This window comes from Bacteroides coprosuis, assembly GCF_020741705.1.
Classification (GTDB): domain Bacteria; phylum Bacteroidota; class Bacteroidia; order Bacteroidales; family Bacteroidaceae; genus Bacteroides_E; species Bacteroides_E coprosuis.
This window is the reverse complement of the sequence record NZ_DYYK01000015.1, coordinates 36,435-62,247: the sequence shown is the minus strand read 5'-3', so window position 1 is coordinate 62,247 and position 25,813 is coordinate 36,435. Positions and strand designations below refer to the sequence as shown.

Below are 25,813 nucleotides of genomic sequence, written 5' to 3'. Positions count from 1 at the left end.
AAAAAGAAAAAATAATTAGATATGAATTTTTTGTCAATATTTGTTCTGATTCCACTCCTCATGTTACTAGCCCTATGGATATCTAGGAACATGAAACAAATACATACAGTTATGGTAGTAGGTTCATCTTTACTTATTGCTATGTCTGTAACACTAACATATATGTATCTTCAAGCAAGGGCTGCGGGAGATACTTCTCAAATGTTGTTTACTCAGAGTATAGAGTGGTACAAACCATTAAATATTTGCTATGCAGTAGGGGTCGATGGCATATCAGTAGTAATGTTATTGCTTGCATCAGTTATCGTTTTTACGGGAGTGTTTGCTTCTTGGAAGATGAAAGAACAGACCAAAGAATACTTCTTATGGTACACTTTACTAAGTATGGGTGTATTTGGCTTTTTTATTAGCATAGATCTCTTTACAATGTTTATGTTTTATGAAATCGCTTTAATCCCTATGTATTTGCTAATAGGCGTATGGGGTACAGGAAAAAAAGAGTATTCAGCTATGAAACTAACTCTGATGTTGATGGGAGCATCTGCGTTTTTGCTCTTTGGAATTTTAGGGATATACTTTGGCGCAGGAGCTACTAGTATGAACTTGTTAGAAATAGGAGGCCTTCATATCCCTATAGAAATGCAAAGAATTTTCTTCCCAATGACGTTCTTGGGTTTTGGAGTACTAGGTGCTTTATTCCCATTCCATACATGGAGCCCTGATGGTCATGCTTCGGCGCCAACAGCTGTCTCTATGCTTCATGCTGGAGTATTGATGAAATTAGGAGGATATGGATGTTTCCGTGTAGCCATGTATTTAATGCCCGAAGCTGCTCAAGAACTATCATGGATATTCTTGATATTGACAGGAATTAGTGTCGTTTATGGAGCATTCTCTGCTTGTGTACAAACCGATTTGAAGTATATCAATGCTTACTCTTCAGTATCGCATTGTGGATTAGTATTATTTGCTATTCTTATGATGACACAGACAGCTGCTACTGGAGCCGTTCTTCAAATGTTATCTCATGGGTTAATCACAGCTTTATTTTTTGCCCTGATTGGTATGATTTATGGTCGTACTCATACTCGAGATGTCAGAGAGTTAAGAGGACTTATGAAAATCATGCCATTCCTTTCTGTTTGTTATGTGATAGCAGGTTTGGCAAACTTAGGATTACCTGGATTTAGTGGATTTGTAGCTGAAATGACCATTTTTGTGGGTTCATTTGAAAATACAGATACTTTCCATAGAGTCTTTACTATTCTAGCTACAAGTTCTATTGTAATTACTGCTGTATATATATTACGCCTAATTGGCCGATCTATTTATGGAGAAGTAGAAAACAAATCTTTTCTTACTCTTACAGATGCTAGTTGGGATGAAAAATTAAGTGTAATTGTACTCATTATTTGTATTGTAGGAGTAGGATCTTTCCCATTCTTCTTCTCCAATATTATTAGTGAAAGTGCATCTACTTTTCTTGTACAGTTAATAAATTAATAAATAAAAGATAGAAAAAGATATGGACTATACTCAATTACTACTCATGCGCCCAGAGTTATCTCTTTTGGCTTTGATAGTTTTTCTACTATTATTTGATCTCTTTGCTGGAGATAAAGGTCGTAAGTACTTTCACCTGATAACCTCGTTAGGTTTGGCAGGGCATATAATATATAATTTCCTACCTACTGCTGAGTTGTCACTTTGTGGAGGTATGTACGAAAGCTCACCTATCGTAAGTATTGTAAAGACTATTTTAGCTTTCGGTACACTGATTGTAATTATGCAATCAGATGTCTGGTTGAGAAGAGAAGATACTTCAATAAGGAGAGGTGAGTTCTATGTGATTACTCTGTTTACTCTTTTAGGAATGTCTTATATGGTAAGTGCAGGTCACTTCCTATTATTCTTTATTGGGTTAGAGTTGGCATCTATTCCGATGTCTTGCTTGGTGGCATTTAATAAATACAAGATAGAATCTGTTGAGGCTGGAGCTAAGTTTATTTTGTTGGCACTATTTTCTTCAGGGTTGATGCTATTTGGTATTTCTTATATTTATGGCACTAATGGTAGCTTATATTTTAGTGACTTATTGCAATCAATCACTATGACTCCTTTGCAAATTATGGGATTGGTTTTTGTTGTAGGAGGTCTAGGTTTTAAGATTTCTCTTGTGCCCTTCCATTTATGGGCAGCAGATGTATATGAAGGCGCTCCAACCAATGTAACAGGTTATCTATCTGTTATATCCAAGGCTGCTGCAGCTTTTGTACTGATGACTATCTTAATAAAAGCATTTGCTCCATTAGTAGATGTTTGGCAAGATATGATGTGGTGGATTATTGTAGCTTCAATTACAATTGCAAACCTATTTGCTATTAGACAAAATAATATTAAACGTTTCTTTGCTTTCAGTAGTATTTCCCAAGCTGGATATATTATGTTGGCAGCTATATCTGTAAGCGCCATAGGTATGAGCTCTTTGGTCTATTATATATTAATATACTTAGTGGCTAACCTTGCTATTTTTGGTGTTATCTCTATAGTGGAACAGCGATCAGGCGGTAAAGTAAATATAAGCGATTACAATGGACTGTATCAGACCAATCCTAAATTGGTTTTTGTTATGACATTGTCTCTATTCTCTTTAGGAGGAATCCCTCCTTTTGCAGGATTCTTTAGTAAGTTCTTTGTTTTCATGGCTGCATTTGAAGCTGGATTCAAAGTGTTAGTATTTATAGCTTTAGTTAATACCATTATATCACTGTATTACTACTTGTTAATTGTAAAAGCAATGTTCATTATGCCCAATGATAAACCTATTGCCACATTTAAAAGTGATGGATATACAAAGGTTAGCATTGTGTTATGTATGGCTAGTGTAATATTATTTGGTATAGTAAGCTCTATTTATGAATTGCTGAGTTCATATAGTTTTGGGCTATAATTGAAGGCTATTTATTATTGTGTTAGTTTAAAAGGTTAGAGTATTGTAGAATAATAATTTATATTGTTATGAGTGTTAATATTCCTAGAAGCCTAAAGAAAAGAGTTGTTGTTGTTGGAGGGGGATTTGCTGGCTTGGAACTAGTCAATCGGTTTAAAAAATCAGACTTCCAAGTAGTCTTAATAGACCAAAACAACTTTCACCAGTTTTTACCTTTAATTTATCAGGTAGCAAGTGCTGGTTTAGAGCCAAGTTCTATTTCGTTCCCTTTTAGAAAGCTATTTCATAATAGGAAGGATTTCTATTTTAGAATGGCAGAAGTACGAGGAGTAAATGCTGAGCGCAAAATACTACAGACCTCTATTGGCAAACTACACTATGATTATTTGATTTTAGCCGCTGGTTCTGTATCAAACTTTTTTGGGAATAAAAGTATTGAGGAAAAAGCCATTCCTATGAAAACTATGCAAGAGGCTTTGGGATTGCGTAGTACTCTACTATCAAACTTTGAACGGGCACTTACTTGTGCTACTCAAGAAGAGAGAGATGAGCTTTTAAATATTGTTATTGTTGGTGGTGGTGCAACTGGAGTAGAAATTGCGGGAGCTCTTTCTGAGATGAAGCGTTTTGTTTTTCCGAAAGATTACCCCGATATGTCTCCAGATTTGTTGAATATACACCTAGTAGAAGCCTCAAGCCGACTATTGGGTAGTATGTCTGAGAAATCCTCAGCAAATGCTGCGAAATATCTTCAAAAGATGGGGGTTCATATCATGTTGAATACTCGTTTGGAAGAATATGAAAATAATATAGCAAAATTAAGTGATGGTTCATCTATATCTACTCGTTCTTTGATATGGGTAAGTGGTGTTTCTGCAAGCCCAATAAAATATATTGATGGAGATCATTTAGGAAGGGGTAAGCGAATTATTGTAAATGAATACAATGCGGTTAAAGGTCTCCAAGATGTATTTTGTATTGGAGATCAGTGTATTCAAATGACTGATTCTAAATATCCAAATGGGCACCCTCAGTTGGCACAAGTAGCTATTCAACAGGCTCGGAACTTAGCAGAAAATATAAAGCATAAAGAATCTAATAAGGGTTTGATACCCTTTAAATATAAAGATTATGGGTCTATGGCCACTGTAGGTAGAAAAAAAGCAGTTGCCGATTTAGGTAAATGTAATGTAGGTGGCTGGACAGCTTGGGCAATGTGGCTAGTTGTCCACCTCAAGTCTATCCTTGGAGTCAGAAATAAAATTATAGTACTACTCAATTGGATGTGGAACTATATTACTTATGATAGATCATTGCGATTTATATTTTATGCTAAAAAAACACATGCAATTAAAGAACGCGAACAAGCAGACGCTACAACTCATCTAGGTGAAAATCTTTTTGATCCAAACTTAGATGAAAGTAAATTTCAATAAATAAATGTATGAAAGAGGCAGTTTAAACTGCCTCTTTTTTTTCTTTGCATGTAAGCATATTTATCCAATAGGATAAAGAGTTAGAGTGCATAAATATTAATAAAAAAAGAAGAGAAGGTTTTGACACCGACATGTTGTTGTTTTGACCCTGATAAAGTAGAGTCTTAACCCTAATAAAAATAAGAGTGGATTATTATACAAAACACTAATATTTAGAAGGGGCTTATAAAATCAGTATGATCGTAACTGATTTTAATCGTCTATTTGCAGAAATAATTAAGGCTACCTGAACTCAGATAGCCTTAATTATTAATCATGTCGTGAGGCTTTATGCCATCATAAACATTAGTATCATTTGTCCTGTAAGGATTCTTAAAAACATTGTTAGAGGATATACTGTTGAGTATCCCACAGAAGGAGCATCGCCCGATCCCACAGAGTTTGCATATGCTAGTGCTGGAGGGTCAGTATTACTACCTGCTATTAATCCCATCAGTGTAAAATAATTAATCTTGTAGTAAAGACGGGCAATAGAGCCTATAATTAATATAGGAATAATAGTTATAAGGAATCCAAAACCTACATAAAGTAATCCGTCTCCATCTACAACTGTTGAAATGAAATTTTCTCCAGCTTTTATACCCACACTGGCTAAGAATAAAACAATACCTATTTCTCTTAACATTAGGTTGGCACTTTGAGTAGTATAGGTTACTAATCTGAAGTGATGTCCGAAACGTCCAATTAATATAGCCACAACAAGTGGTCCTCCAGCCAATCCTAGTTTCACAGGGGTAGGCATACCTGGAAATTTCATAGGTAAACTACCAAAAAGAATACCAAAGAAAATACCAATAAAGATGGTGATAATATTAGGGTGGTCTAACCTTTTCATAGAGTTACCTAAATGTTTCTCTATTTGGTTGATTCCTTTTAGTGTACCTACAACAGTAACACTGTCACCCACTTGTAGCGTTAAGTTGGGATCTGCTAATAAATCCATTCCCGAACGATTAACACGGGTAACATTGACACCGTAGATATTTCTAATCTGTAATTCTCCCAAGTTTTTACCGTTAATATCAGATTTGGTAATTAATATTCGGCGAGAAACTAATTCTTTCTCTTCTGAACTGTCATTTTCTGCTTCTAGATCCCATGCATTTGCTTCGGCCTCTTTTCCTACCAATGCTACTACAGCATCTGTGTTATCAGCAGAGCAAACTACAAGGAGTAAATCCCCTTTTTTAAAAATCGTATCTCCCTCGGGCATAATGCTTGAATTTCCTCTACGAAGTCGAGAGCAGATAAAAGGGTATCCAAGGAAATGTTTTACATCTTTTAGGCTCTTGCCTACTATTGCTTCATTGGTAACTTCTACAATAATACGAGAGGGCTTATCTTGCCCAGCTTCTTTTTCTGCAAGAAGCTCTTCTTCTTCTTTTTTGATGTTCACTCTAAAAATGTATCGGATAGCTATGATACAACCTATGATGCCAATAACTCCTAGCGGGTAGGCACAAGCATACCCCAATGCAATCTCAGGTCCTTCATAGCCAATTTGGTTTAGGGCTTCTTGAGCCGCACCAAGTCCTGGAGTATTCGTTACTGCACCATAAAGAGTACCTATAATCATAGGTAGTTCAATGCGTCCTCCCATTATATAATAGATGCTTAGAGCAACTACAATATTGAGAGTTACAATACCGACGGCGAGTAAATTTAAAGTCATTCCTCCTTTTTTAAAGGAAGTAAAGAAGGCTGGTCCTACTTGAAGACCAATACAGAAAACGAAAAGAATTAGGCCAAACTCCTGAATAAAATGAAGTGTCTCTGGGTTCACTTTAAACCCAAAATGGCCCATCACAATTCCTGTAAAAAGAACAAAGGTGACACCTAGTGATACACCAAAAATTTTAATTTTACCGAGTGCAACCCCTGCTGCAATAACAAAAGCATATAGCAGTACTATATGAGCTATCGAATTAGGGTCATGCAGTAAAACATTAATCCATTCCATAATAAGTTCTGTTGATTTGATAAGTGACACAAATTTAGTTATTTTTTGAGCAGAAAGCAATATTCGCATCTATGTCTTTCACTTGTAAGCCGAACTCAACTTCAAATGTTGAAACTTTTCCGTAATTTATCTTATTTTATAGTATTGAATTCTTATATTTGTGTAAACCTAATGTAATAATTAGACTTTTAATCAAATATGATTAGTTAAAAATTCTTACAATAAATTTAATAAACTATGGCAGAAAAAAGAGAGCATCTTTTCTCAAATTTTCCTCCAGTGTCTACAGAACAATGGATGGAAAAGGTGGCAACTGATTTGAAAGGAGCTGATTTCGAAAGAAAACTGGTATGGCGAACTAATGAAGGTTTCAAAGTTCAGCCATTCTATAGATGGGAAGACATTAAGGATTTGCAGTTAATAAATTCTCTTCCAGGAGAATTCCCATATTTAAGAGGTACTAAGAAAAACACCAATGCTTGGCTAGTTCGTCAAGATTTAGAAGTAAAGGATATTAAAGAAGCAAATAAAAAAGCTTTATTCTTACTTGAAAGAGGTGTTGAATCTTTATCTTTTAAAATTAATGAGAAAGATTTAAATGATCAGTTAATGGATGCCTTATTAAAAGGTATTGATGCTGAAACTGTTGAGCTAAACTTTTCTACGTGTCAAGGACACATCGTTGAGTTAGCAAAACTAGTAGTTGCATACTTCCAAAAGAAAAACTATGATGTTAAGAAGTTATTCGGATCGATTGATTTCGATTTTATGAATAAGATGTTAACTCGTGGTAAAGAAAAAGGGAACTTTGTTGAAACTTCAAAAGCATTATTAGAAGCAATTAAGCCTTTACCTTTTTATCGTACATTAAATGTGACTTCAAGTTCTTTAAATAATGCAGGTGCATTTATTACTCAAGAACTCGGTTACGCTTTAGCTTGGGGTAACGAATACCTAGATAAGCTTACTGAAGCAGGATGTCCTGCAGAACTAGTAGCCAAAAAAATTAAATTCAACTTTGGTGTAGGTTCTAATTACTTTATGGAAATCGCTAAATTTAGAGCAGCACGTTTACTTTGGGCTAATATTGTGGCAGCTTATAACCCAACTTGTGATCGTGATTGTGATAATCAAGGTGAAAATAAAGAATGTCGTTGTGCTGCGAAAATGCGTATCCATGCACAAACTTCATTATTCAATATGACTGTTTACGATTCACATGTAAACTTACTTCGCTCTCAAACAGAGGCTATGAGTGCTGCACTTGCTGGTGTTGACTCTATGACTGTACTTCCTTTTGATATACCTTATAAAGATTCAGAAGAATTCTCAGAACGTATTGCACGTAATCAACAATTATTATTGAAAGAGGAATCTCATTTCGATAAAGTAGCTGACCCTGCTGGTGGTTCATATTATATTGAAAAACTAACAGAATCTATTGCTCAAGAAGCTTGGAGAATATTCCTAGATGTTGTTGAAAAAGGAGGATTTTACAAGGCTGTTAAAGAAGGTAGAGTACAAGATGAGGTTAATGCTTCAAATGAAAAACGCCATTTACTTGTAGCTCAACGTAGAGAAAATATCTTGGGAACAAACATATTCCCTAACTTCTCAGAAAAGGCTGGAGACAAACGTCCAAAAGATTTTACTTCTTGCTGTAAAGCTGATGGTAAGTCGGATATTAAGACTCTAAACTTTGATAGAGCTGCACTAGAATTTGAAAAACTAAGACTAGAGACAGAACTATCTGGCAAACGTCCTAAAGCATTTATGCTTACTATTGGTAGCTTAGTAATGCGTCAAGCTAGAGCTCAATACTCTTGTAATTTCCTTGCATGTGCTGGATACGAGGTAGTAGATAACCTTGGCTTCAAAACAGTGGAAGAAGGTGTTGAAGCAGCTATGGCAGCAGGTGCTGATGTTGTTGTATTATGTTCAAGCGACGATGAATATGCAGAATATGCTGAACCAGCATTTAAAGCATTAAATAATCGTGCTATGTTTGTGGTAGCTGGTGCTCCTGCATGCATGGATGACTTGAAAGCTAAAGGTATCGAGAACTTTATTCATGTTAAAGTAAATGTTCTAGAAACCTTGAAAGAATTTAATGCAAAACTTTTGAAGTAAACAGATATGAAACCAAACTTTAAAAATTTAGATATATATTCTGCTATACACCCAGCAGATGGGATGGTATGGCAAAAAGAAAATCAAATTAAAGCTGACTGGGAAACTCCAGAACATATTCATGTAAAATCAGCTTATACAAAAGAAGATTTAGAACAATTAGAACATTTAAATTACACTGCTGGACTTCCTCCATTCTTGCGTGGACCATACTCTACAATGTATGTAATGAGACCATGGACTATTCGTCAGTATGCAGGTTTCTCTACAGCAGAAGAATCAAATGCTTTCTATCGTAGAAACTTAGCAGCTGGTCAGAAAGGACTTTCTGTAGCATTCGACTTGCCTACACATAGAGGTTATGACCCAGACAACGAACGTGTTGTGGGTGATGTTGGTAAAGCAGGGGTTTCTATTTGTTCTTTAGATAATATGAAAACCTTATTTGATGGTATTCCTCTAAACAAGATGTCAGTATCAATGACTATGAATGGAGCTGTACTACCAATTATGGCATTCTATATTAATGTAGGTCTAGAACAAGGTGCTAAGCTATCAGAAATGGCTGGTACTATTCAAAATGATATTTTGAAAGAATTTATGGTGAGAAATACTTATATCTATCCACCAGAATTCTCAATGAAGATTATCTCAGACATCTTTGAATATACTTCTCAAAATATGCCTAAGTTTAACTCTATCTCTATTTCGGGTTACCACATGCAAGAAGCTGGTGCTACTCCTGATATTGAGTTGGCTTATACATTGGCTGATGGTTTAGAATATGTTCGTGCAGGTATGAAAGCAGGTATTGATATTGATGCTTTTGCTCCTCGTTTATCATTCTTCTGGGCAATTGGTACAAACCACTTTATGGAAATTGCTAAGATGAGAGCGGCACGTATGCTTTGGGCTAAATTGATTAGTCAATTTAATCCTAAGAACCCTAAATCAATCACTTTGAGAACTCACTCTCAAACTTCTGGTTGGTCACTTACAGAGCAAGACCCTTACAATAACGTAGGACGTACTTGTATTGAAGCTATGGCTGCTGTACTAGGTCACACTCAATCATTACATACTAATGCTTTGGATGAGGCTATTGCATTACCTACAGATTTCTCTGCACGTATTGCTCGTAATACTCAGATTTATATTCAAACAGAAACAGAAGTTTGTCGTCAAGTTGATCCATGGGCTGGTTCATTCTATGTTGAAAATTTAACTAATGAAATCGCTCATAAGGCATGGGAACATATCCAAGAAGTTGAAAAACTAGGCGGTATGGCAAAAGCTATTGAAACAGGTATTCCAAAAATGCGTATTGAAGAAGCTGCTGCTCGTGCTCAGGCTCGTATTGACTCAGGAAAACAAACAATTATTGGTGTTAATAAATACGTTCTAGAGAAAGAAGATCCAATTGATATTCTTGAAGTAGATAACACTGCCGTAAGAGAAGGTCAGGTAAAACACTTAGAAGAATTAAGAAAGAACCGTGACGAAGCAGCTGTTAAGAAAGCTCTTGAAGCTCTTACTAAATGTGTTGAAACTAAAGAGGGCAACTTGTTAGCATTGGCTGTTGAGGCTGCTAAAGTTAGAGCTACTTTGGGTGAAATATCAGATGCATGTGAAACAATTGTAGGACGTTATAAAGCACAAATTAGAACTATATCAGGCGTGTATTCATCAGAAAGTAAAAAAGACAAAGATTTTGTCAGAGCGTGTGACTTAGCTGAAAAATTTGCTAAGAAAGAAGGTCGTCAGCCTCGTATTATGATTGCTAAGATGGGACAAGACGGTCACGATAGAGGTGCAAAAGTTGTTGCAACAGGTTATGCAGATTGTGGTTTTGACGTGGATATGGGACCATTATTCCAAACTCCAGCCGAAGCTGCTCGTGATGCTGTTGAAAATGACGTACACATTCTAGGTGTTTCTTCACTTGCTGCTGGTCATAAGACTTTAGTTCCTGCTGTTATTCAAGAATTAAAGAAACTAGGTCGTGAAGATATCATTGTTATTGCAGGTGGTGTTATTCCAGCTCAAGACTATGATTTCTTATACAAAGCAGGAGTTGCTGCAATCTTTGGCCCAGGTACATCTGTTGCTAAAGCTGCATCTACTTTACTAGAGATTTTATTAGACGAATGATTTCGTTGTAAATATAATTTAGAAAGGAGAAGTCAATCGACTTCTCCTTTTTTTTGATCTTCGGTTAATAAATAGATTGAGATATTTATTAATTTATTTAAAATATAAGCTTGTTATAATAATCAAGTATTAATATGTGTTATATAACATACTATTTGAGTCTGTAATTTTGCCAGACTCACTCAAAACATTACATTTGTACTGTGTTTTTCATAGTATTAGATTTAAGGTTAACAAGATTGGAGCAAGGCGTTGCTCCTTTTTTTATGCCCAAAAGCGAAATAGATTAATTTCTTGTTAATTTAAAGTTGTAACTCACCAATGAGTTAATTATCTGCTTAACAGCATTCTTATAGCAATTTTAGCTTACTCATAAATGCAACGGAAAAGAGAAAGATCGCTTAAATAAAGCAGATTAGATCTATATTTTATTTTTAAGCTTGATCAGTCACCAATGATTTTTACTAACTTTGTAGTCCACTAATATAATAGAGAATGATTGTTTGTATTGCCGAGAAACCATCTGTAGCACGTGATATTGCTAACATTTTAGGAGCTCATGAACCCAAAGGAGGATATTATGAGGGAAATGGTTATCAAGTTACTTGGACATTTGGTCATCTTTGTACGTTGAAAGAACCACATGAATACTCTTTAGATTGGAAGTATTGGAACTTAAATACTTTACCAATGATCCCACCTCGATTTGGTATCAAACTCATAGAGCAAAAATCGATAGAGAAACAGTTTAATGTCATTGAACACCTTATGCAAAGGGCTGAAATGATTGTAAACTGTGGTGATGCTGGTCAAGAAGGAGAATTAATTCAACGTTGGGTGATGCAGAAAGCAGGAGCAACTTGCCCTGTAAAAAGATTGTGGATATCTTCATTGACAGAGGAATCAATAAAAGAAGGTTTTGACAATCTAAAGGATGAAAAAGAGTTTCAACCTTTATACGAAGCGGGTTTGGCCCGTGCAATAGGTGATTGGCTTTTGGGTATGAATGCTACTAGGTTATATACTCTAAAGTATGCCAACAATAAGCAAGTATTGTCTGTGGGTAGAGTACAAACACCAACATTGGCGCTTATTGTTAATCGTCAAGAAGAAATAGACAACTTTAAGCCCGAATCATACTGGGAACTTAAAACACTCTATAAAGAGACTATCTTTAATTCTGTTCAAGGGAAATATGAAAACAAAGAAGATGCAGAGGTTCTATTGCAGAAGATACAAGGAAACCTATTTGAAGTAACTTCGGTTCAAGCTAAAAAAGGCTCTGAATTCCCACCTAGATTATTTGATTTAACCTCTTTACAGGTTGAGTGTAATAAGAAGTTTGGTTTCTCTGCTGATGAAACTCTTAAACTAATACAAGGACTTTACGAACGTAAATTAACTACTTATCCTAGAGTAGATACTACATTCCTGAGTGATGATATTTATCCTAAATGCCCATCTATACTAAAAGGTTTAAGAGATTACGCAGAGCTGACAGCACCTGTATTGGCAAAAAAGTTGCCAAAGTCTAAGAAAGTATTTAATAATACAAAAGTCACAGATCACCATGCTATCATACCAACAGGTGTTTATCCCGATCGCATAACAGATAATGATCGTAAAGTATACGATTTAATAACCAAGAGATTTATTGCATGCTTCTATCCGGAGTGTAAAATATCTACAACAACAGTAGAAGGTAAGGTTGAGAAAGTGAAATTTAAAGCTACTGGAAAGCAGATTTTAGATAAAGGTTGGCGTGTCGTTTTTGAAAAAGATGAAGATGAGCAAAAAGAGGACAAATCAAAGATGTTACCTCCTTTTACTAAAGGTGAATCTGGACCTCATGAACCTTCTTTGCTCGAAAAATGGACAACTCCACCTAAACTATACACTGAAGCAACACTCTTAAGAGCTATGGAAACTGCTGGTAAATTTGTAGAGCAAGAAGAGCTGAGTGATGCATTAAAAGAAAATGGCATAGGTAGGCCTTCAACACGTGCAGCTATAATTGAAACTTTATTTAAGAGGAATTATATTCGCAAAGAAAGAAAAAACTTAGTCCCAACAGAGACAGGTAAGGAGTTGATACGTATTATTCATGAAGAACTTCTTAAATCTGCTGAACTTACAGGAATTTGGGAAAAGAAGTTGAGAGAGATTGAAGATCAAAGTTATAATGCTTCTACTTTCATTGATGAGTTGAAAGAGATGGTCTCTGATATAGTTTCAACCGTAAAAAATGATATTACAGATCGTAGACACCCCTTAAAAGAAGGAGATCCTTGTCCTTTATGTGGTAGGGGAGTGTTGATAAAGGGTAACAAAGCCTTTGGTTGTTCTCAGTGGAAAGAAGGTTGTGAATTTAGACAAACATTCTAGTATATCAATGTGATTAGCTTTTTTATGAAGTATAAAAAGGCTATTATATCGGTATCCTATTGTTATCATGACACCGACATGATGATACGATGACACCGATATGTTGTTGTCATGTCGGTGTTATGATATATTCATTCTTATGCCCAAAAGTGCTACTTCGATAATAGTTTGAGGTATAAATAAGGGCAACTTTATTGATTTTATTGTTGTTCGATAAAGTAGAAATAAAATAGGCTGCCTAATGTTAAGCAGCCTATTTTGTTATCTATTTAGTGATAGTGATATGAGTTTATCCTATCTGACTTATCTTTGTGAGTTTTTCTACATCAATAATCTTTATTTTTCGACCATCAATTGCAATGATTCTTTCAGATGCAAAGTTTGACAAAGTTCTAATAGCATTAGAAGTAGTCATATTTGATAAGTTTGCCAAATCTTCACGTGAAAGATATATACTTAATGTATAACCATCTTCTTCTAGTCCATAACTTTCTTTTAGGAATAAGAGAGATTCAGCTAATCTACCTCTAATGTGTTTTTGCGTCAAGTTTACAGTTCTTTCATCAGCAATACCTAAATCAATAGATAGTTGTTTGATGAAGAACATGGCTAACTCGCAATTTTCAGAAACGAGCTTAGTCATTACTTCTAATGGAATTAAGCAAAGAATAGATGGTTCGAAGGCAGCAGCAGCTGTAACATAATCTTCATTAGCAAAATAAGCTCTATAGCCAAAATATTCAACGGGTTTAATCATACGAATAATCTGACTACGTCCGCCAACACCATCTTTGTAAATTTTCACTTTCCCACTTAGCAAACACATAAGGTATTTGGGTGTTTCTTCCTCATCATATATAATTTCATTTTTCTTGTAATTTTGAAGTATATAATTATTAGAAAGAAACTTCCTCTGGTCTTCATTTAAAGGAGCCCACATATCGGATAAATATTCCGAAATCTCGATATTTGATAAGTTCTTTTTACCCATGAGTGTTTCTAAAGTATGTTATATAGCACAAATATAAAAATAAATTAAGTATAAAGGTATATAAACTATCAAATAATGTAATATGACTTAATTTGCTGTTTATCTAGCAAAAAGGAGCTCTCTATATTTAGGTAAAGGCCATATTTCATCATCCACTTCCATTTCTAGATGGTCTATGTGGTCTCTTATATTTTCAAGAAATGGCCTCACTATATTTTCATATGCATAAGCCTTTTCTGTATAACATTCCATTTTGTTGGCCACCTTTCTAGCCTCAATCATTTCTTTCACTAACTTTTTTATAGAGGTAACACGGTATGATATTTCTCGAACTAGCTCTACTCTGTCTTCACTCAAGATCTGATATTCTTCCTCTTCAAAAATAGTTTTAAGTCCCATTAGATTTTTTAATAATCTATTTTGATAGCTTACCGCAATAGGTACTATATGATTTATTGCTAAGTCACCCAAAACTCTACTTTCAATTTGAATTTTTTTAGTAAACTTTTCTAGCTCTACCTCTAGTCTGCTATAAAGCTCATGCTGAGAGAATATATTTTCTGATATAAATACTTTTTTAGCTTGATCTTTTACGTAATAGGTTAAAGCTTCAGGAACATGGGATATATTACTTAATCCTCTTCTTTTTGCTTCTTCTTCCCATGCTTTAGAATATCCATCTCCTTCAAATCGAATAGATTTTGATTCTAAAATGTATTTTTTGAGCAGCTTAAAAAGTGCTTCATCTCTACCCATACCTTTATCTATTAGCCCTTCTAACTCTTCTCTAAATTGATTAAGTTGAGAAGCCATAGCTGCATTAATTACGATCATAGATGCGGCACTATTTGATGAAGAACCGGCAGCTCTAAACTCAAATCTATTTCCTGTAAAGGCAAAAGGAGATGTTCTGTTCCGATCTGTTGTGTCTAGTAAAATCTCGGGAATTCTACCTATACCTAGTTTTAATGTTGTTTTTTCTTCTGGAGTCATCCTTTTATCACCCACTTGTTCAACGATTGAATCTAGTGTTAGAGAAAGTTCATCTCCGAGGAAAATAGAAAGGATAGCAGGTGGAGCTTCGTTTGCTCCTAGGCGATGGCTATTTCCTGCACTGACGATGGATGCTCTCAGTAAATCTTGGTTTTTATAAACCATCATAAGAGCATTTACAAGAAAGGTGAGAAATAGTAAGTTACCCTTTGGGTTTTTACCAGGAGCAAACAGATTAATGCCCGTATCAGTGCATAATGACCAGTTATTGTGTTTTCCTGATCCATTAATTCCTTTATAAGGTTTTTCATGAAAGAGTACAGCAAAACGATGTTTTTGAGCTACTCTTTTCATGAGATCCATAACTTGTTGATTATGATCGTTGGCTAAATTGGCATTTTCAAAAATAGGCGCAAGTTCAAACTGATTAGGTGCTACTTCATTATGTCTTGTTTTTATAGGAATTCCTAGTTTGTGACACTCTATTTCTATTTCTTTCAAGAAAGCATTGACCCTAGGTGGAATAGAACCAAAATAGTGGTCGTCCAATTGCTGATCTTTAGCAGAAGAGTGTCCCATAAGTGTTCTGCCTGTGAGGTATAAGTCTGGACGAGCATTATACAATGCAATATCAACTAAAAAGAACTCTTGTTCCCAGCCTAAGTTAGTAAGTACCTTCGTGATGTTCCGATCAAAAAGCTTACATAGTTTCGTTGAGGCTTTGTCAACAGCAGAGAGAGCTTTTAGCAGAGGGGTCTTATAATCAAGAGCTTCTCCTGTGTAGGAGATAAATATAGTAGGAATACAAAGTGTAGTATCTACTACAAAGGCAGGGGAACTTGTATCCCAAGCTGTATAACCCCTTGCTTCAAATGTATTTCTTATTCCCCCGTTTGGAAAAGAAGAAGCATCTGGCTCTTGTTGAATCAGTAATTTTCCTGAGAAATGTTCGATTGCATCAAATTCTTCTTTCAGTTCTATAAACCCATCGTGCTTCTCAGCTGTTCCATCAGTAAGAGGCTGAAACCAATGAGTATAATGAGTTACATGTAAAGTCTTTGCCCAACTTTTCATCCCATTTGCTATTAGGTTTGCAAGTTCTCTCGTGATAGGTGTTCCTTTATCTAGAGCTTTAGTAAATTCATTAAAGGCTTCTCTAGGTAAGTATTCTTGCATTTTTTTCTGATCAAAAACATGGCTTGCATAGTAATCAGAAAGTTTATTAGAAGGTGGAGTTATAGAAAGGGGTTGTCTATTAACTGTCTCTTGTAAGGCAAAAAAACGTAATTTTGACATTTTGGTATGTTATATTAAGGGGTTGTTGACAAAAATAATGTAATTAAATGAATTATACTCCTAAAAAATAGATGTAATGTAAAAATGGTTGAAATCTGTATAAGTATTTAGTCCTAAATAAACCCTATGTATAAATGTTTATATTTTAGAAAATAGCTATATTTGTTATAATATGAAGAAGTCTTTTGTAAAACGGACATATTGTTTGCTTGTATTACTGTTATTCGTGGGAGAGCTATTAGCCCAGAATAAGAGTATGAGAGATGTCCCTTCACTAGATATTACACCCTATTGCGTTGACTCTATAATGAACAACGTATCCTTTTATGCTCCATTTTATGAAACAGCTATCAGTGAGTATGATGCTGATTTATATGTAAAGACAAAGATTGATGTTGTAAGAAAAAACTTGTTGTTACGATATTTACCCGCTATGTTTAGGCCACGTGGTAATGTGCGTAAATATATATTAGAAACCTATAGTGACTTGCACTATACAGCCCCTGATATCTATGATCAAAGAGTAAAGGCTATTACAGGAACCACACCTCGACTAAAAGGAGCTAGTGCTAATATCTTGAGATACTTTAATATAAATGTTTATTCTCCAGCATTATTAAAAGAAAAACTCATATCGCCAATAAGTAAAGATGCCAAGAAATACTATAAGTATAAGTTGGAAAGAGTTGATAGAGGTGTGGGCGGACATTTAGAATTTACAATAAGATTTATACCCAAGAGTAAGAGCTATCAATTAGTAAGAGGTTATCTGATTGTTAGTGATAAGGTATGGAGTATTCGCGAATTTGAATTCTTTGGACGTTCTGAGTACTTAAGTGCAACTTGTTATATTAGATTAGGTGAGGTTGGAAATTCCGATGAGTTTCTCCCTCTTGATTATCATATAGACGCTACATTGCGATTTATGTGGAACAAGGTGGTGGGTACTTATGATGCAGTAATGAAGTATGATGATATAGAAATTAAGAAAACAAAAGATATCATTCCTCCCCAAAAAAAGAATAAATATGATTTAACCCAATCGTACACATTCCAATTTAAAGATACTACTAAGGTTGAGAAAAAGGAAGATGACTTCTCCGAATATAGAATGCTACCTTTGACAAAAGATGAAGAAGTCTTATATGATGAATTTGAAGCAGATAAAGATACAACTATGAAGGTTGTAGATACAAAGAAGAAAAAATCCGCAGCATTTTGGGGTGAGGTTGGGGATTTCTTGATAAGTGATTATACTTTGGATTTATACGATGTTGGTACGGTAAAATTTTCCCCATTACTAAACCCATTCCTTTTAAGCTACAGTGGTAGTGATGGCTTTACCTATAAACATAAAATAAAATACAGTAGAGTTTTTAGTAATGATAGATTGCTGAGGGTACGGCCGACTATTGGTTATAACTTTAAAAGAAAAGAATTTTACTGGAAAGCCTATTCTGATTTTATGTATTGGCCTAAAAAAAGAGTTGGGTTCCAATTGAATGTTGGGAATGGTAACCGAATATATAGTAGTGAAGTTTTAGAAGACTTAAAGAATGAAACAGATACTATTCAGTTTGAGAAATATGAATTAAACTACTTCAAAAATCTATATGTAGATTTTATGAATACCTGGGAGGTTGTTAACGGTTTTAATATCGACTTTGGGCTTTCTGCTAATAAGCGTACTAGTGCTGCCAAAGGTGTGCTAGATTCTATTAACCTAGGAGAAAAATTTAGTGGTAGATATGTTAGTGTGGCACCAAGGATAAGATTGGCTTGGACTCCTGGTCAGTATTATTATATGAACGGAGATAGAAAGGTAAATCTTTACTCTAAATACCCTACTTTTGTATTAGACTGGGAGAGAAGTATTAAAGGCTTTCTCGGAGCAACTGGAGCACATGAGCGTATTGAATTGGATATTCAATATAAAATCCCACTTACTATGATGAGGACTCTTTATACCCGTTTAGGGGGAGGTATGTTTACTAATCAAGAGCAATTGTACTTCGTTGACTTCGTATACTTTGCTAAGAATAACTTACCAGCAGGTTGGAATGATGACATTGGTGGAGCTTTTCAAATATTAGATCGTCGATGGTATAATGCTTCTCAGTGGTATATACGTGGTAATATGGTTTATGAGGCTCCGTTTTTATTATTGCCTCATTTACGTAAATATACACGTTCGGTTATAAATGAACGTATATATGTAAATGCTTTGGTAATGAATCAATTGCAGCCTTATATTGAAGTGGGGTACGGTATAGGGACTCATGTCTTTGATTTTGGAGTCTTTGTGTCTAATTCAAACTGGAAAAACTTTAAAATGGGGGCCAAAATAACCTTTGAATTATTTAACAGATAGAATTGTTTATGAATATTCTATCTGTTGATAATGGGGTATTTATGAAAAGATAGAACTATAGATTTGTTTATCAGTTAATAATCTAGCCTTTTTGTGGATTTTTAGGGTATAGTCTTTTGTTGTTTGCCCGAATAATTGTATTTTTGCACCCGATTTATAGATCAATATAATGTCTAATCGAATTAAAGTATTTATTAACAATTAATTATTAATGGAAAATTTAAAAAATGTAGCTCCTATTGAAGACTTCAATTGGGATGCTTACGAAAGCGGAGAAACTACTACAGCTATTGACCGTGAAAGCCTAGCAAAAGCTTATGATGACACTTTAAACAAAGTAAGCGAACGTGAAGTTGTTGACGGTGTTGTAATTGCTATGAACAAACGTGAAGTTGTTGTAAATATCGGTTACAAATCTGATGGTATCATTTCTCTAAATGAATTCCGTTACAATCCTGAACTAAAAGTTGGTGATACTGTAGAAGTATACATCGAAAGTCAGGAAGACAAAAAAGGACAACTTGTTTTGTCTCACAAAAAAGCACGTGCTGCTCGTGCATGGGAGCGTGTTAACGAAGCTCTAGAAAATGAAGCAGTAATTAAAGGATTTATCAAATGTCGTACTAAGGGTGGTATGATCGTTGACGTATTTGGTATTGAAGCATTCTTACCAGGTTCTCAAATCGACGTTCGTCCTATTCGTGATTACGATGTATTCGTTGGTAAAACTATGGAATTCAAGGTGGTTAAGATCAACCAAGAATTCAAAAACGTTGTTGTTTCTCACAAAGCTCTTATCGAAGCTGAACTTGAACAACAGAAAAAAGAAATTATCAGCAAGCTTGAAAAAGGTCAAGTTCTTGAAGGTACCGTTAAAAACATTACATCTTATGGTGTATTCATCGACCTTGGTGGCGTAGACGGTCTTATTCATATTACAGACCTTTCTTGGGGCCGCGTAAGCGATCCAAAAGAAGTTGTTGAACTAGATCAAAAATTGAACGTTGTTATTCTTGATTTTGATGATCAGAAAAAACGTATCGCTCTTGGTCTTAAACAACTTACTCCTCATCCATGGGATTCTCTTGATGAAAATCTTAAAGTTGGTGATAAAGTTAAAGGTAAAGTTGTGGTTATGGCTGACTATGGTGCTTTCGTTGAAATCGCTGCAGGTGTTGAAGGTCTTATCCACGTTTCAGAAATGTCTTGGTCACAACACTTACGTTCTGCACAAGACTTTATGAAAGTTGGTGATGAAGTAGAAGCTGTTATCTTGACTCTAGACCGTGAAGAACGTAAGATGTCTTTAGGTATCAAACAACTTAAACAAGATCCTTGGGAAACTATCGAAGAAAAATATCCTGTTGGTTCTAAACACGTAGCTAAAGTACGTAACTTTACTAACTTTGGTATCTTTGTAGAAATCGAAGAAGGTGTAGATGGTCTTGTACACATCTCTGACCTATCTTGGACTAAGAAAATCAAACACCCATCTGAGTTTACTCAACTAGGTGCTGATCTTGAAATCGTAGTTCTTGAAATCGACAAAGAAAATCGTCGTTTAAGCTTAGGCCACAAACAACTAGAAGAAAATCCATGGGATGTATTCGAAACTGTATTTACTGTAGGTTCAGTACATGAAGGTACTATTATCGAAATGCTTGATAAAGGTGCTGTAATTGCTCTTCCTTATGGTGTTGAAGGTTTTGCTACTCCAAAACATCTAGTTAAAGAAGATGGTTCTCAAGCTCAACTTGAAGAAAAACTAGAATTCAAGGTTATCGAATTCAATAAGGATGCAAAACGTATTATTCTTTCTCACAGCCGTATTTTTGAAGATGCAGCTGTTCAACCAGAAGAAGATAGACAAGAAGTTAGAAAGTCTTCTAAGAAATCTGCTCCTAAGAGAGATAATACTCCAATGCAAAACCAAGCTGCTTCAACTACACTAGGTGATATTGATGCACTTGCTGAGTTAAAAGAAAAATTAGAAGGTAAAAACTAATTTCTGTTAGAATATCTTTTAATTAAGTATATAAAGGCATTTACCAAGCGGTAAATGCCTTTTTTATTTATCAACTCCAGAAAGAATTTTATCTTTGTTAAAACGAATGATAATTAATGGATAAATTTGAAGTAACTATATTGGGCTGTGGCTCTGCACTTCCAACAACAAAACATAACCAAACTTCTCAGGTCGTAAATTTTAGGGATAAACTGTTTATGATAGATTGTGGAGAAGGTACACAGCTTCAGTTCAGAAAAGCAAAGTTGAAATTCTCTAGACTAGGGCATATCTTTATATCCCATTTACATGGAGATCACTGTTTTGGGCTGATGGGATTGATTTCTACATTTGGATTACTAGGTCGTACAGCCGATTTATATATTCATGCTCCCAAAGGTTTGGAGGCTGTGATGAAACCTGCTTTGGACTTCTTTTGTAATCCGTTGTCTTACCAAGTGTTCTTTAAGGAATATGACACTAAAAAATCTTCACTGATCTATGAAGATCGGTCATTGCAGGTTACTACCATTCCTTTAAAGCATAGGATGCCTTGTTCTGGTTTTTTATTTCAAGAAAAGATTGGTTTAAATCATATTATCAGAGAACAGGTCGATTTTTATAATGTTCCTACTTATGAAATGAATAGGTTGAAAGCAGGATTTGATTATATTACCCCTGATGGTGAAGTTATATCGAATGCTGTTTTAACAAAACCAGCTGCATTGCCTAGAAGTTATGCTTATTGTTCAGATACAGCTTATAACCCACCAATAATAGAATTAATAAAAGGGTGTGATTTATTGTTTCATGAGGCAACTTTTGCTAACTCAGAGAAAGTAAGAGCTAATCAAACCTATCATTCTACTGCTGAACAAGCAGCAACAATAGCTTTGAAAGCTGAGGTAAAGCAATTACTTATCGGTCATTTTTCTGCAAGATATCCTAATGAAAATATATTATTGACTGAAGCGAATGCTATTTTTCCTATTGTAGAGATAGCCGAAGAACTTAAAACTTATGTTGTTGAATAGTTTTAATTACTAATTGAGTAATATGGAGAAAAATTTTAATGAAGAGCAGATTATATTGTTAATTCAGGAGCCAGAGACTCTTGAATTAGGGTTTAGAGCTCTTGTTTCACTCTATAGCAAGCCTTTGTATTGGCACATAAGAAGAATAGTTCTTACGCATGAAAATGCAGATGATGTTCTCCAAAATACATTTTTGAAAGCTTGGCTAAATCTAGAATCCTTTAGAGGTGATGCTAAATTATCAACTTGGCTGTATCGGATTGCTGTTAATGAGAGCTTAACATTTATCTCAAAACATAAAGAAAAATATTCTGTCGAAATAGATAATCCAGAATTAGGACTAGAAAACGTATTGAAGAGTGATCCCTATTTTGATGGTAAGGAGTTGGATGTGCAACTTCAAAAAGCTATAATGAAGCTTCCTGATAAGCAACGTATTGTGTTTCTTATGAAATACTACGATGACTTGAAGTATACAGAGATTTCTAGAATTTTGGGAACGACAGTAGGAGCTTTAAAGGCGTCCTATCATCATGCCGTAAAAAAGATTGAAGAATTTATTAGCAACCTTGATTAAACCTTTTACTATAATTCTTATCTAACTATAAAGAGGAGGTATATAGATATGAAAAAGATAGATGATTTAAAAAGTAAAGATACTTTCCGTGTGCCAGAGGATTATTTTGATAGTCTAACAGATAACATAATGAGTCAGCTCCCTAAAAAAGAATTGATAGAGCAAGAGCTGCCAAGTGTTACTCGATGGGATAAACTGAAACCTCTTGTTTATTTGGCTGCTGTATTTATTGGTGCAGCTTTAATCATAAGAGTAATGATGCCTCAAAAAGAGAAAATGATTGATTTAGCTACTAATTATAATATTGAAGACGTTTCAGATGAATTTATTCAAGAAACGGTTGATGGGGCTCTGTTTGATGATTATTCCTTACACGTGTATTTAACTAATTATTCAGAATAATAATATTATTATGAAAAAATATATTGCTTGTTTTATTATAGTACTTAGCTCTTTTACTGTATTAAAAGCTAATGCCGTATGTCCACAAAGATTGTCACCTCAGGAGTTTAACAAGAAGCAGCAGGAGTATATCACCGAGCAAGCTGGTTTAACAACTGTTGAATCAAGTGCTTTCTTTAAGCTGTTTTTTGAGTTACAAAGTAAAAAACGGGAGAATGGTAAGGAAATTAATAGATTAATGAAAAGTGCGAAAAATGGATTGACAGAAAAAGAGTATGATGAAACCCTTACTAAAATCTATTTGCTCCGAAAAGAGAATGCTGAATTAGAACTAGAATACTATAAAAAATATAAGGATATCATATCCAACCAAAAGATCTATGATGTAATGAAGGCTGAGGCTAAATTCCATAGAGAAATTATAAGAGGAATGCATCAAAGAGGTAGGGGAGGAAAGAATAGAAATTCAAATTGAAAAAAGGACTGCAATTGCAGTCCTTTTTGGTATCTCATCTACTTTAAATTACCTACCATATTTTCAGGTTTTACCCATTTGTCAAACTCTTCAGCTGTTAGGAAGCCAGAGGAGATCGCTTCTTCTCTTAGTGTCGTTCCATTTTTGTGAGCAGTCTTTGCTATTTGAGCAGATTTTTCATACCCTATATGTGTATTTAAAGCCGTAACAAGCATAAGAGAGTTGTTTACAAGCTCCTTAATTCTGTTTAAGTTGGGTTCAATGCCAGTTACGCAGTGTTCTGTAAAAGATATACAAGCATCGCCTAATAGTTCTGCCGACTGTAAGAAGTTGGCTGCAATAACAGGCTTAAATACGTTTAGTTCATAATTACCATTAGCACCAGCAAATGTTATAGTCGTTTGGTTCCCCATTACTTGAGCACAAACCATTGTTAAAGCTTCATTTTGTGTTGGGTTTACCTTACCTGGCATGATAGATGAACCTGGTTCATTTTCGGGAAGATGCAATTCACCTATGCCTGAGCGTGGACCTGAGCCTAACATTCTAATATCCTGAGCTATTTTAAATAGAGCTACAGCTAGTTGGTTTAAGGCTCCATGAGTGCCTACTACTGCATCATTGGCTGCCAAAGCTTCAAATTTATTGGGAGCAGTAATAAATGGGATTCCTGTAAACTTAGAAATATACTCTGCTACTTTTACATCATATCCTTTGGGTGCATTTAATCCTGTACCTACAGCTGTTCCGCCCAAGGCAAGTTGAGATAAATGAGGAAGAGTTACTTCTATCGCTTTAATGGCATTGCACACTTGCATGGCATAACCAGAAAACTCTTGTCCTAGTGTTAATGGAGTGGCATCTTGTAAATGTGTTCTTCCTATTTTAACGATGTCCTTATAAGCCTTAGCTTTTTTATCTAGAGCATCTTGTAATGCAGAAGCACCCACCAATGTTTTTTCAATAATCTTTTTATAAGCTGCAATATTTAATGCAGTAGGGTAGGTATCATTTGACGATTGAGATTTGTTTACATCATCATTGGGGTGAATTAAACTCTTTTCATCTATACTATGTCCAGCCAAAACAGAAGCTCTCTTGGATATCACTTCATTAACATTCATGTTACTTTGAGTTCCCGATCCTGTTTGCCAAATTACTAAAGGAAACTGGTCATCTAACTTGCCTTCAAGAATTTCATCGCAAACTTTGGCTATTAAATCTCTTTTTTCAGTAGGTAATACTCCTAGGTCACAATTGGCGTAGGCTGCTGCTTTCTTTAGATAGGCGAAGGCATAAATAATCTCTTTGGGCATAGAACCCGATGGTCCTATTTTAAAGTTGTTTCTTGATCTTTCAGTTTGGGCTCCCCAGTATTTATCTGCAGGAACTTTTACTTCACCCATTGTGTCTTTTTCGATTCTATACTTCATAGTTAGTAATTTATTATACAGTTACTAATTACTAACATTAAAGCATACGATGTTGTTATGTATTTCCTGGATATATTTATCCGAAGTGTTAAAAGATTACAAGCTGTTTTAAGATACTCTGTTTTTTTTGACACCGACATGAGAATGACATGTCGGTGTCAGAGTAATGTCTTATCGGTGTTAAGATCTTATTTTGATTTATTCAAAGTATTCTCTAATCTACTACTTGATAGTATGTTGTATAGAAAAATGCATAGAAAATAGGAGGAATATTATGCTCGGTCCAAACTGGTGCATTTCTGTGAGCTACAAGGTCTCTAAAATGTTTTTTATAATCCTTTAGATTTTGCTTCATCCCATATTTTATCCATTTCAGATAGGCTCATCTCATGTAAATTTAAACCTTCTTTTAGGGTATGATCTTCTAAGTAATTAAATCTGCGAATAAATTTTTGATTGGTGAGTTCTAGGGCATTTTCTGGATTGATGCCATATTTTCGAGCAGCATTGATAATACTGAAAAATAAATCCCCAAATTCTTTTTCCGCTTCAGCCTTATCCATGTGTTGAATCTCTACTTGAAGCTCATTAAACTCTTCTTTTACTTTATCCCATACTTGTTCTTTTACCTCCCAGTCAAAGCCTATATTTCTAGCTTTATCTTGTATTCGGTAGGCTTTGATTAATGCAGGCAGAGCATCTGGAACGCCACTTAGTACTCGTTTATTCCCTCCTTTTTCTTTCAACTTCAACTCTTCCCAGTTTGATTCTACTTCGTCAGAACCGTGTACTTGAGTTGTGCCAAAGACATGAGGATGTCTGAATATTAATTTCTCACACAACTTATCACATACATCTTTGATATCAAATTGTTCTTTTTCGGAGCCTATCTTAGCATAAAATCCGATATGGAGAAGCACATCACCAAGCTCTTTGCAGATATCCTCTTGGTCATTTCGCATTAACGCATCACAAAGTTCATAAGTTTCCTCAATCGTATTGGGACGTAAACTTTCATTGGTTTGCTTTCTATCCCATGGGCATTTTTCTCGTAGTTCGTCTAGTACATCTAGAAAACGACCAAAAGCTTCTAGTTTTTCTTCTCTTGTATGCATGATTTTTGATTATTTAAGTTGTCTTCTAATAGGGTTTAAACAAAAGTAC

General features: G+C 34.9%; 17 protein-coding genes. 12 read left to right on the top strand and 5 right to left on the bottom strand.

The genetic code is table 11. The features are described from left to right. Positions 1–21: 21 nt before the first annotated feature. The 3 genes from K8V80_RS00870 (at position 22) to K8V80_RS00860 (ending at position 4,386) form a co-directional block, all read left to right on the top strand. Positions 22–1,503 carry a complex I subunit 4 family protein gene (locus K8V80_RS00870; RefSeq protein WP_276774725.1) on the top strand — a complete coding sequence of 494 codons (1,482 nt, stop codon included), beginning with the start codon at positions 22–24 and terminating at the stop codon, positions 1,501–1,503. A gap of 22 nt (positions 1,504–1,525) precedes the next feature. Then, positions 1,526–2,950 (top strand): NADH-quinone oxidoreductase subunit N, encoded by a 1,425-nt coding sequence (locus K8V80_RS00865; RefSeq protein WP_276774723.1) that lies wholly within the window; start codon positions 1,526–1,528, stop codon positions 2,948–2,950. Positions 2,951–3,018: 68 nt separating this feature from the next. After that, on the top strand, positions 3,019–4,386 hold the full coding sequence (locus K8V80_RS00860; protein ID WP_276774720.1) for an NAD(P)/FAD-dependent oxidoreductase: 1,368 nt from the start codon (positions 3,019–3,021) through the stop codon (positions 4,384–4,386). Between the two features lie 328 nt (positions 4,387–4,714). Here K8V80_RS00860 and K8V80_RS00855 read toward each other — a convergent pair whose 3' ends face one another. Continuing rightward, on the bottom strand, positions 4,715–6,406 hold the full coding sequence (locus K8V80_RS00855) for a putative transporter (RefSeq protein ID WP_040310465.1): 1,692 nt from the start codon (positions 6,404–6,406) through the stop codon (positions 4,715–4,717). A gap of 237 nt (positions 6,407–6,643) precedes the next feature. On the opposite strand from K8V80_RS00855, the gene mutA reads away from it, so the two are divergent. The 3 genes from mutA (at position 6,644) to K8V80_RS00840 (ending at position 13,072) form a co-directional block, all read left to right on the top strand. Next, positions 6,644–8,536 carry a methylmalonyl-CoA mutase small subunit gene (gene mutA / locus K8V80_RS00850; protein ID WP_006745735.1) on the top strand — a complete coding sequence of 631 codons (1,893 nt, stop codon included), beginning with the start codon at positions 6,644–6,646 and terminating at the stop codon, positions 8,534–8,536. Between the two features lie 6 nt (positions 8,537–8,542). Further along, positions 8,543–10,687, top strand: a complete 2,145-nt coding sequence (gene scpA / locus K8V80_RS00845; RefSeq protein ID WP_006745734.1) for a methylmalonyl-CoA mutase — start codon at positions 8,543–8,545, stop codon at positions 10,685–10,687. 495 nt (positions 10,688–11,182) lie between these two features. Beyond that, entirely contained in the window at positions 11,183–13,072 is a 1,890-nt protein-coding gene (locus K8V80_RS00840; protein WP_276774714.1) for a DNA topoisomerase 3, read from the top strand. Between the two features lie 289 nt (positions 13,073–13,361). Here the strand turns inward: K8V80_RS00840 and K8V80_RS00835 are convergent, their stop codons facing one another. Both K8V80_RS00835 and K8V80_RS00830 read right to left on the bottom strand, forming a co-directional pair. Next, positions 13,362–14,063 carry a Crp/Fnr family transcriptional regulator gene (locus K8V80_RS00835; protein ID WP_006745732.1) on the bottom strand — a complete coding sequence of 234 codons (702 nt, stop codon included), beginning with the start codon at positions 14,061–14,063 and terminating at the stop codon, positions 13,362–13,364. Between the two features lie 99 nt (positions 14,064–14,162). Then, positions 14,163–16,352, bottom strand: coding sequence for a glutamine synthetase III (locus tag K8V80_RS00830; protein ID WP_276774711.1), 2,190 nt, complete (start codon positions 16,350–16,352; stop codon positions 14,163–14,165). 256 nt (positions 16,353–16,608) lie between these two features. Between K8V80_RS00830 and K8V80_RS00825 the strand changes: the two genes are divergently transcribed. The 6 genes from K8V80_RS00825 to K8V80_RS00800 all read left to right on the top strand — a co-directional run bounded on the left by K8V80_RS00825 (position 16,609) and on the right by K8V80_RS00800 (position 23,216). After that, the gene (locus tag K8V80_RS00825) at positions 16,609–18,723 is read left to right on the top strand and encodes a DUF5686 family protein (RefSeq protein WP_276774708.1); all 2,115 of its coding nucleotides are present in this window, start codon (positions 16,609–16,611) and stop codon (positions 18,721–18,723) included. Positions 18,724–18,934: 211 nt separating this feature from the next. Beyond that, on the top strand, positions 18,935–20,728 hold the full coding sequence (gene rpsA, locus K8V80_RS00820) for a 30S ribosomal protein S1 (RefSeq protein ID WP_006745728.1): 1,794 nt from the start codon (positions 18,935–18,937) through the stop codon (positions 20,726–20,728). Between the two features lie 116 nt (positions 20,729–20,844). Continuing rightward, positions 20,845–21,762 carry a ribonuclease Z gene (locus tag K8V80_RS00815; RefSeq protein ID WP_276774704.1) on the top strand — a complete coding sequence of 306 codons (918 nt, stop codon included), beginning with the start codon at positions 20,845–20,847 and terminating at the stop codon, positions 21,760–21,762. 22 nt (positions 21,763–21,784) lie between these two features. After that, complete coding sequence (locus tag K8V80_RS00810; protein ID WP_006745726.1) at positions 21,785–22,339, top strand: RNA polymerase sigma factor; 555 nt, start codon at positions 21,785–21,787, stop codon at positions 22,337–22,339. A 48-nt stretch (positions 22,340–22,387) separates the two neighbouring features. Next, a complete protein-coding gene (locus K8V80_RS00805) occupies positions 22,388–22,741 on the top strand; it encodes a hypothetical protein (protein ID WP_006745725.1) in 354 nt (117 codons plus the stop codon). A 10-nt stretch (positions 22,742–22,751) separates the two neighbouring features. Continuing rightward, the gene (locus K8V80_RS00800; RefSeq protein WP_006745724.1) at positions 22,752–23,216 is read left to right on the top strand and encodes a hypothetical protein; all 465 of its coding nucleotides are present in this window, start codon (positions 22,752–22,754) and stop codon (positions 23,214–23,216) included. A gap of 38 nt (positions 23,217–23,254) precedes the next feature. Here K8V80_RS00800 and fumC read toward each other — a convergent pair whose 3' ends face one another. Both fumC and mazG read right to left on the bottom strand, forming a co-directional pair. Beyond that, positions 23,255–24,649 (bottom strand): class II fumarate hydratase, encoded by a 1,395-nt coding sequence (gene fumC, locus K8V80_RS00795; RefSeq protein ID WP_276774697.1) that lies wholly within the window; start codon positions 24,647–24,649, stop codon positions 23,255–23,257. Between the two features lie 329 nt (positions 24,650–24,978). Continuing rightward, complete coding sequence (gene mazG / locus K8V80_RS00790) at positions 24,979–25,764, bottom strand: nucleoside triphosphate pyrophosphohydrolase (RefSeq protein WP_006745721.1); 786 nt, start codon at positions 25,762–25,764, stop codon at positions 24,979–24,981. Positions 25,765–25,813 lie beyond the last annotated feature (49 nt).

Excerpts from the sequence above, each read along its gene's own strand:
- K8V80_RS00865 (WP_276774723.1), top strand. The coding sequence starts at position 1,526 with ATGGACTATACTCAATTACTACTCATGCGCCCAGAGTTATCTCTTTTG.
- scpA (WP_006745734.1), top strand. The coding sequence starts at position 8,543 with ATGAAACCAAACTTTAAAAATTTAGATATATATTCTGCTATACACCCA.
- K8V80_RS00840 (WP_276774714.1), top strand. The coding sequence starts at position 11,183 with ATGATTGTTTGTATTGCCGAGAAACCATCTGTAGCACGTGATATTGCT.
- mazG (WP_006745721.1), bottom strand. The coding sequence starts at position 25,764 with ATGCATACAAGAGAAGAAAAACTAGAAGCTTTTGGTCGTTTTCTAGAT.
- K8V80_RS00830 (WP_276774711.1), bottom strand. The coding sequence starts at position 16,352 with ATGTCAAAATTACGTTTTTTTGCCTTACAAGAGACAGTTAATAGACAA.
- K8V80_RS00855 (WP_040310465.1), bottom strand. The coding sequence starts at position 6,406 with ATGGAATGGATTAATGTTTTACTGCATGACCCTAATTCGATAGCTCAT.
- rpsA (WP_006745728.1), top strand. The coding sequence starts at position 18,935 with ATGGAAAATTTAAAAAATGTAGCTCCTATTGAAGACTTCAATTGGGAT.
- mutA (WP_006745735.1), top strand. The coding sequence starts at position 6,644 with ATGGCAGAAAAAAGAGAGCATCTTTTCTCAAATTTTCCTCCAGTGTCT.
- fumC (WP_276774697.1), bottom strand. The coding sequence starts at position 24,649 with ATGAAGTATAGAATCGAAAAAGACACAATGGGTGAAGTAAAAGTTCCT.
- K8V80_RS00825 (WP_276774708.1), top strand. The coding sequence starts at position 16,609 with ATGAGAGATGTCCCTTCACTAGATATTACACCCTATTGCGTTGACTCT.
- K8V80_RS00870 (WP_276774725.1), top strand. The coding sequence starts at position 22 with ATGAATTTTTTGTCAATATTTGTTCTGATTCCACTCCTCATGTTACTA.
- K8V80_RS00805 (WP_006745725.1), top strand. The coding sequence starts at position 22,388 with ATGAAAAAGATAGATGATTTAAAAAGTAAAGATACTTTCCGTGTGCCA.
- K8V80_RS00810 (WP_006745726.1), top strand. The coding sequence starts at position 21,785 with ATGGAGAAAAATTTTAATGAAGAGCAGATTATATTGTTAATTCAGGAG.
- K8V80_RS00860 (WP_276774720.1), top strand. The coding sequence starts at position 3,019 with ATGAGTGTTAATATTCCTAGAAGCCTAAAGAAAAGAGTTGTTGTTGTT.
- K8V80_RS00815 (WP_276774704.1), top strand. The coding sequence starts at position 20,845 with ATGGATAAATTTGAAGTAACTATATTGGGCTGTGGCTCTGCACTTCCA.
- K8V80_RS00835 (WP_006745732.1), bottom strand. The coding sequence starts at position 14,063 with ATGGGTAAAAAGAACTTATCAAATATCGAGATTTCGGAATATTTATCC.
- K8V80_RS00800 (WP_006745724.1), top strand. The coding sequence starts at position 22,752 with ATGAAAAAATATATTGCTTGTTTTATTATAGTACTTAGCTCTTTTACT.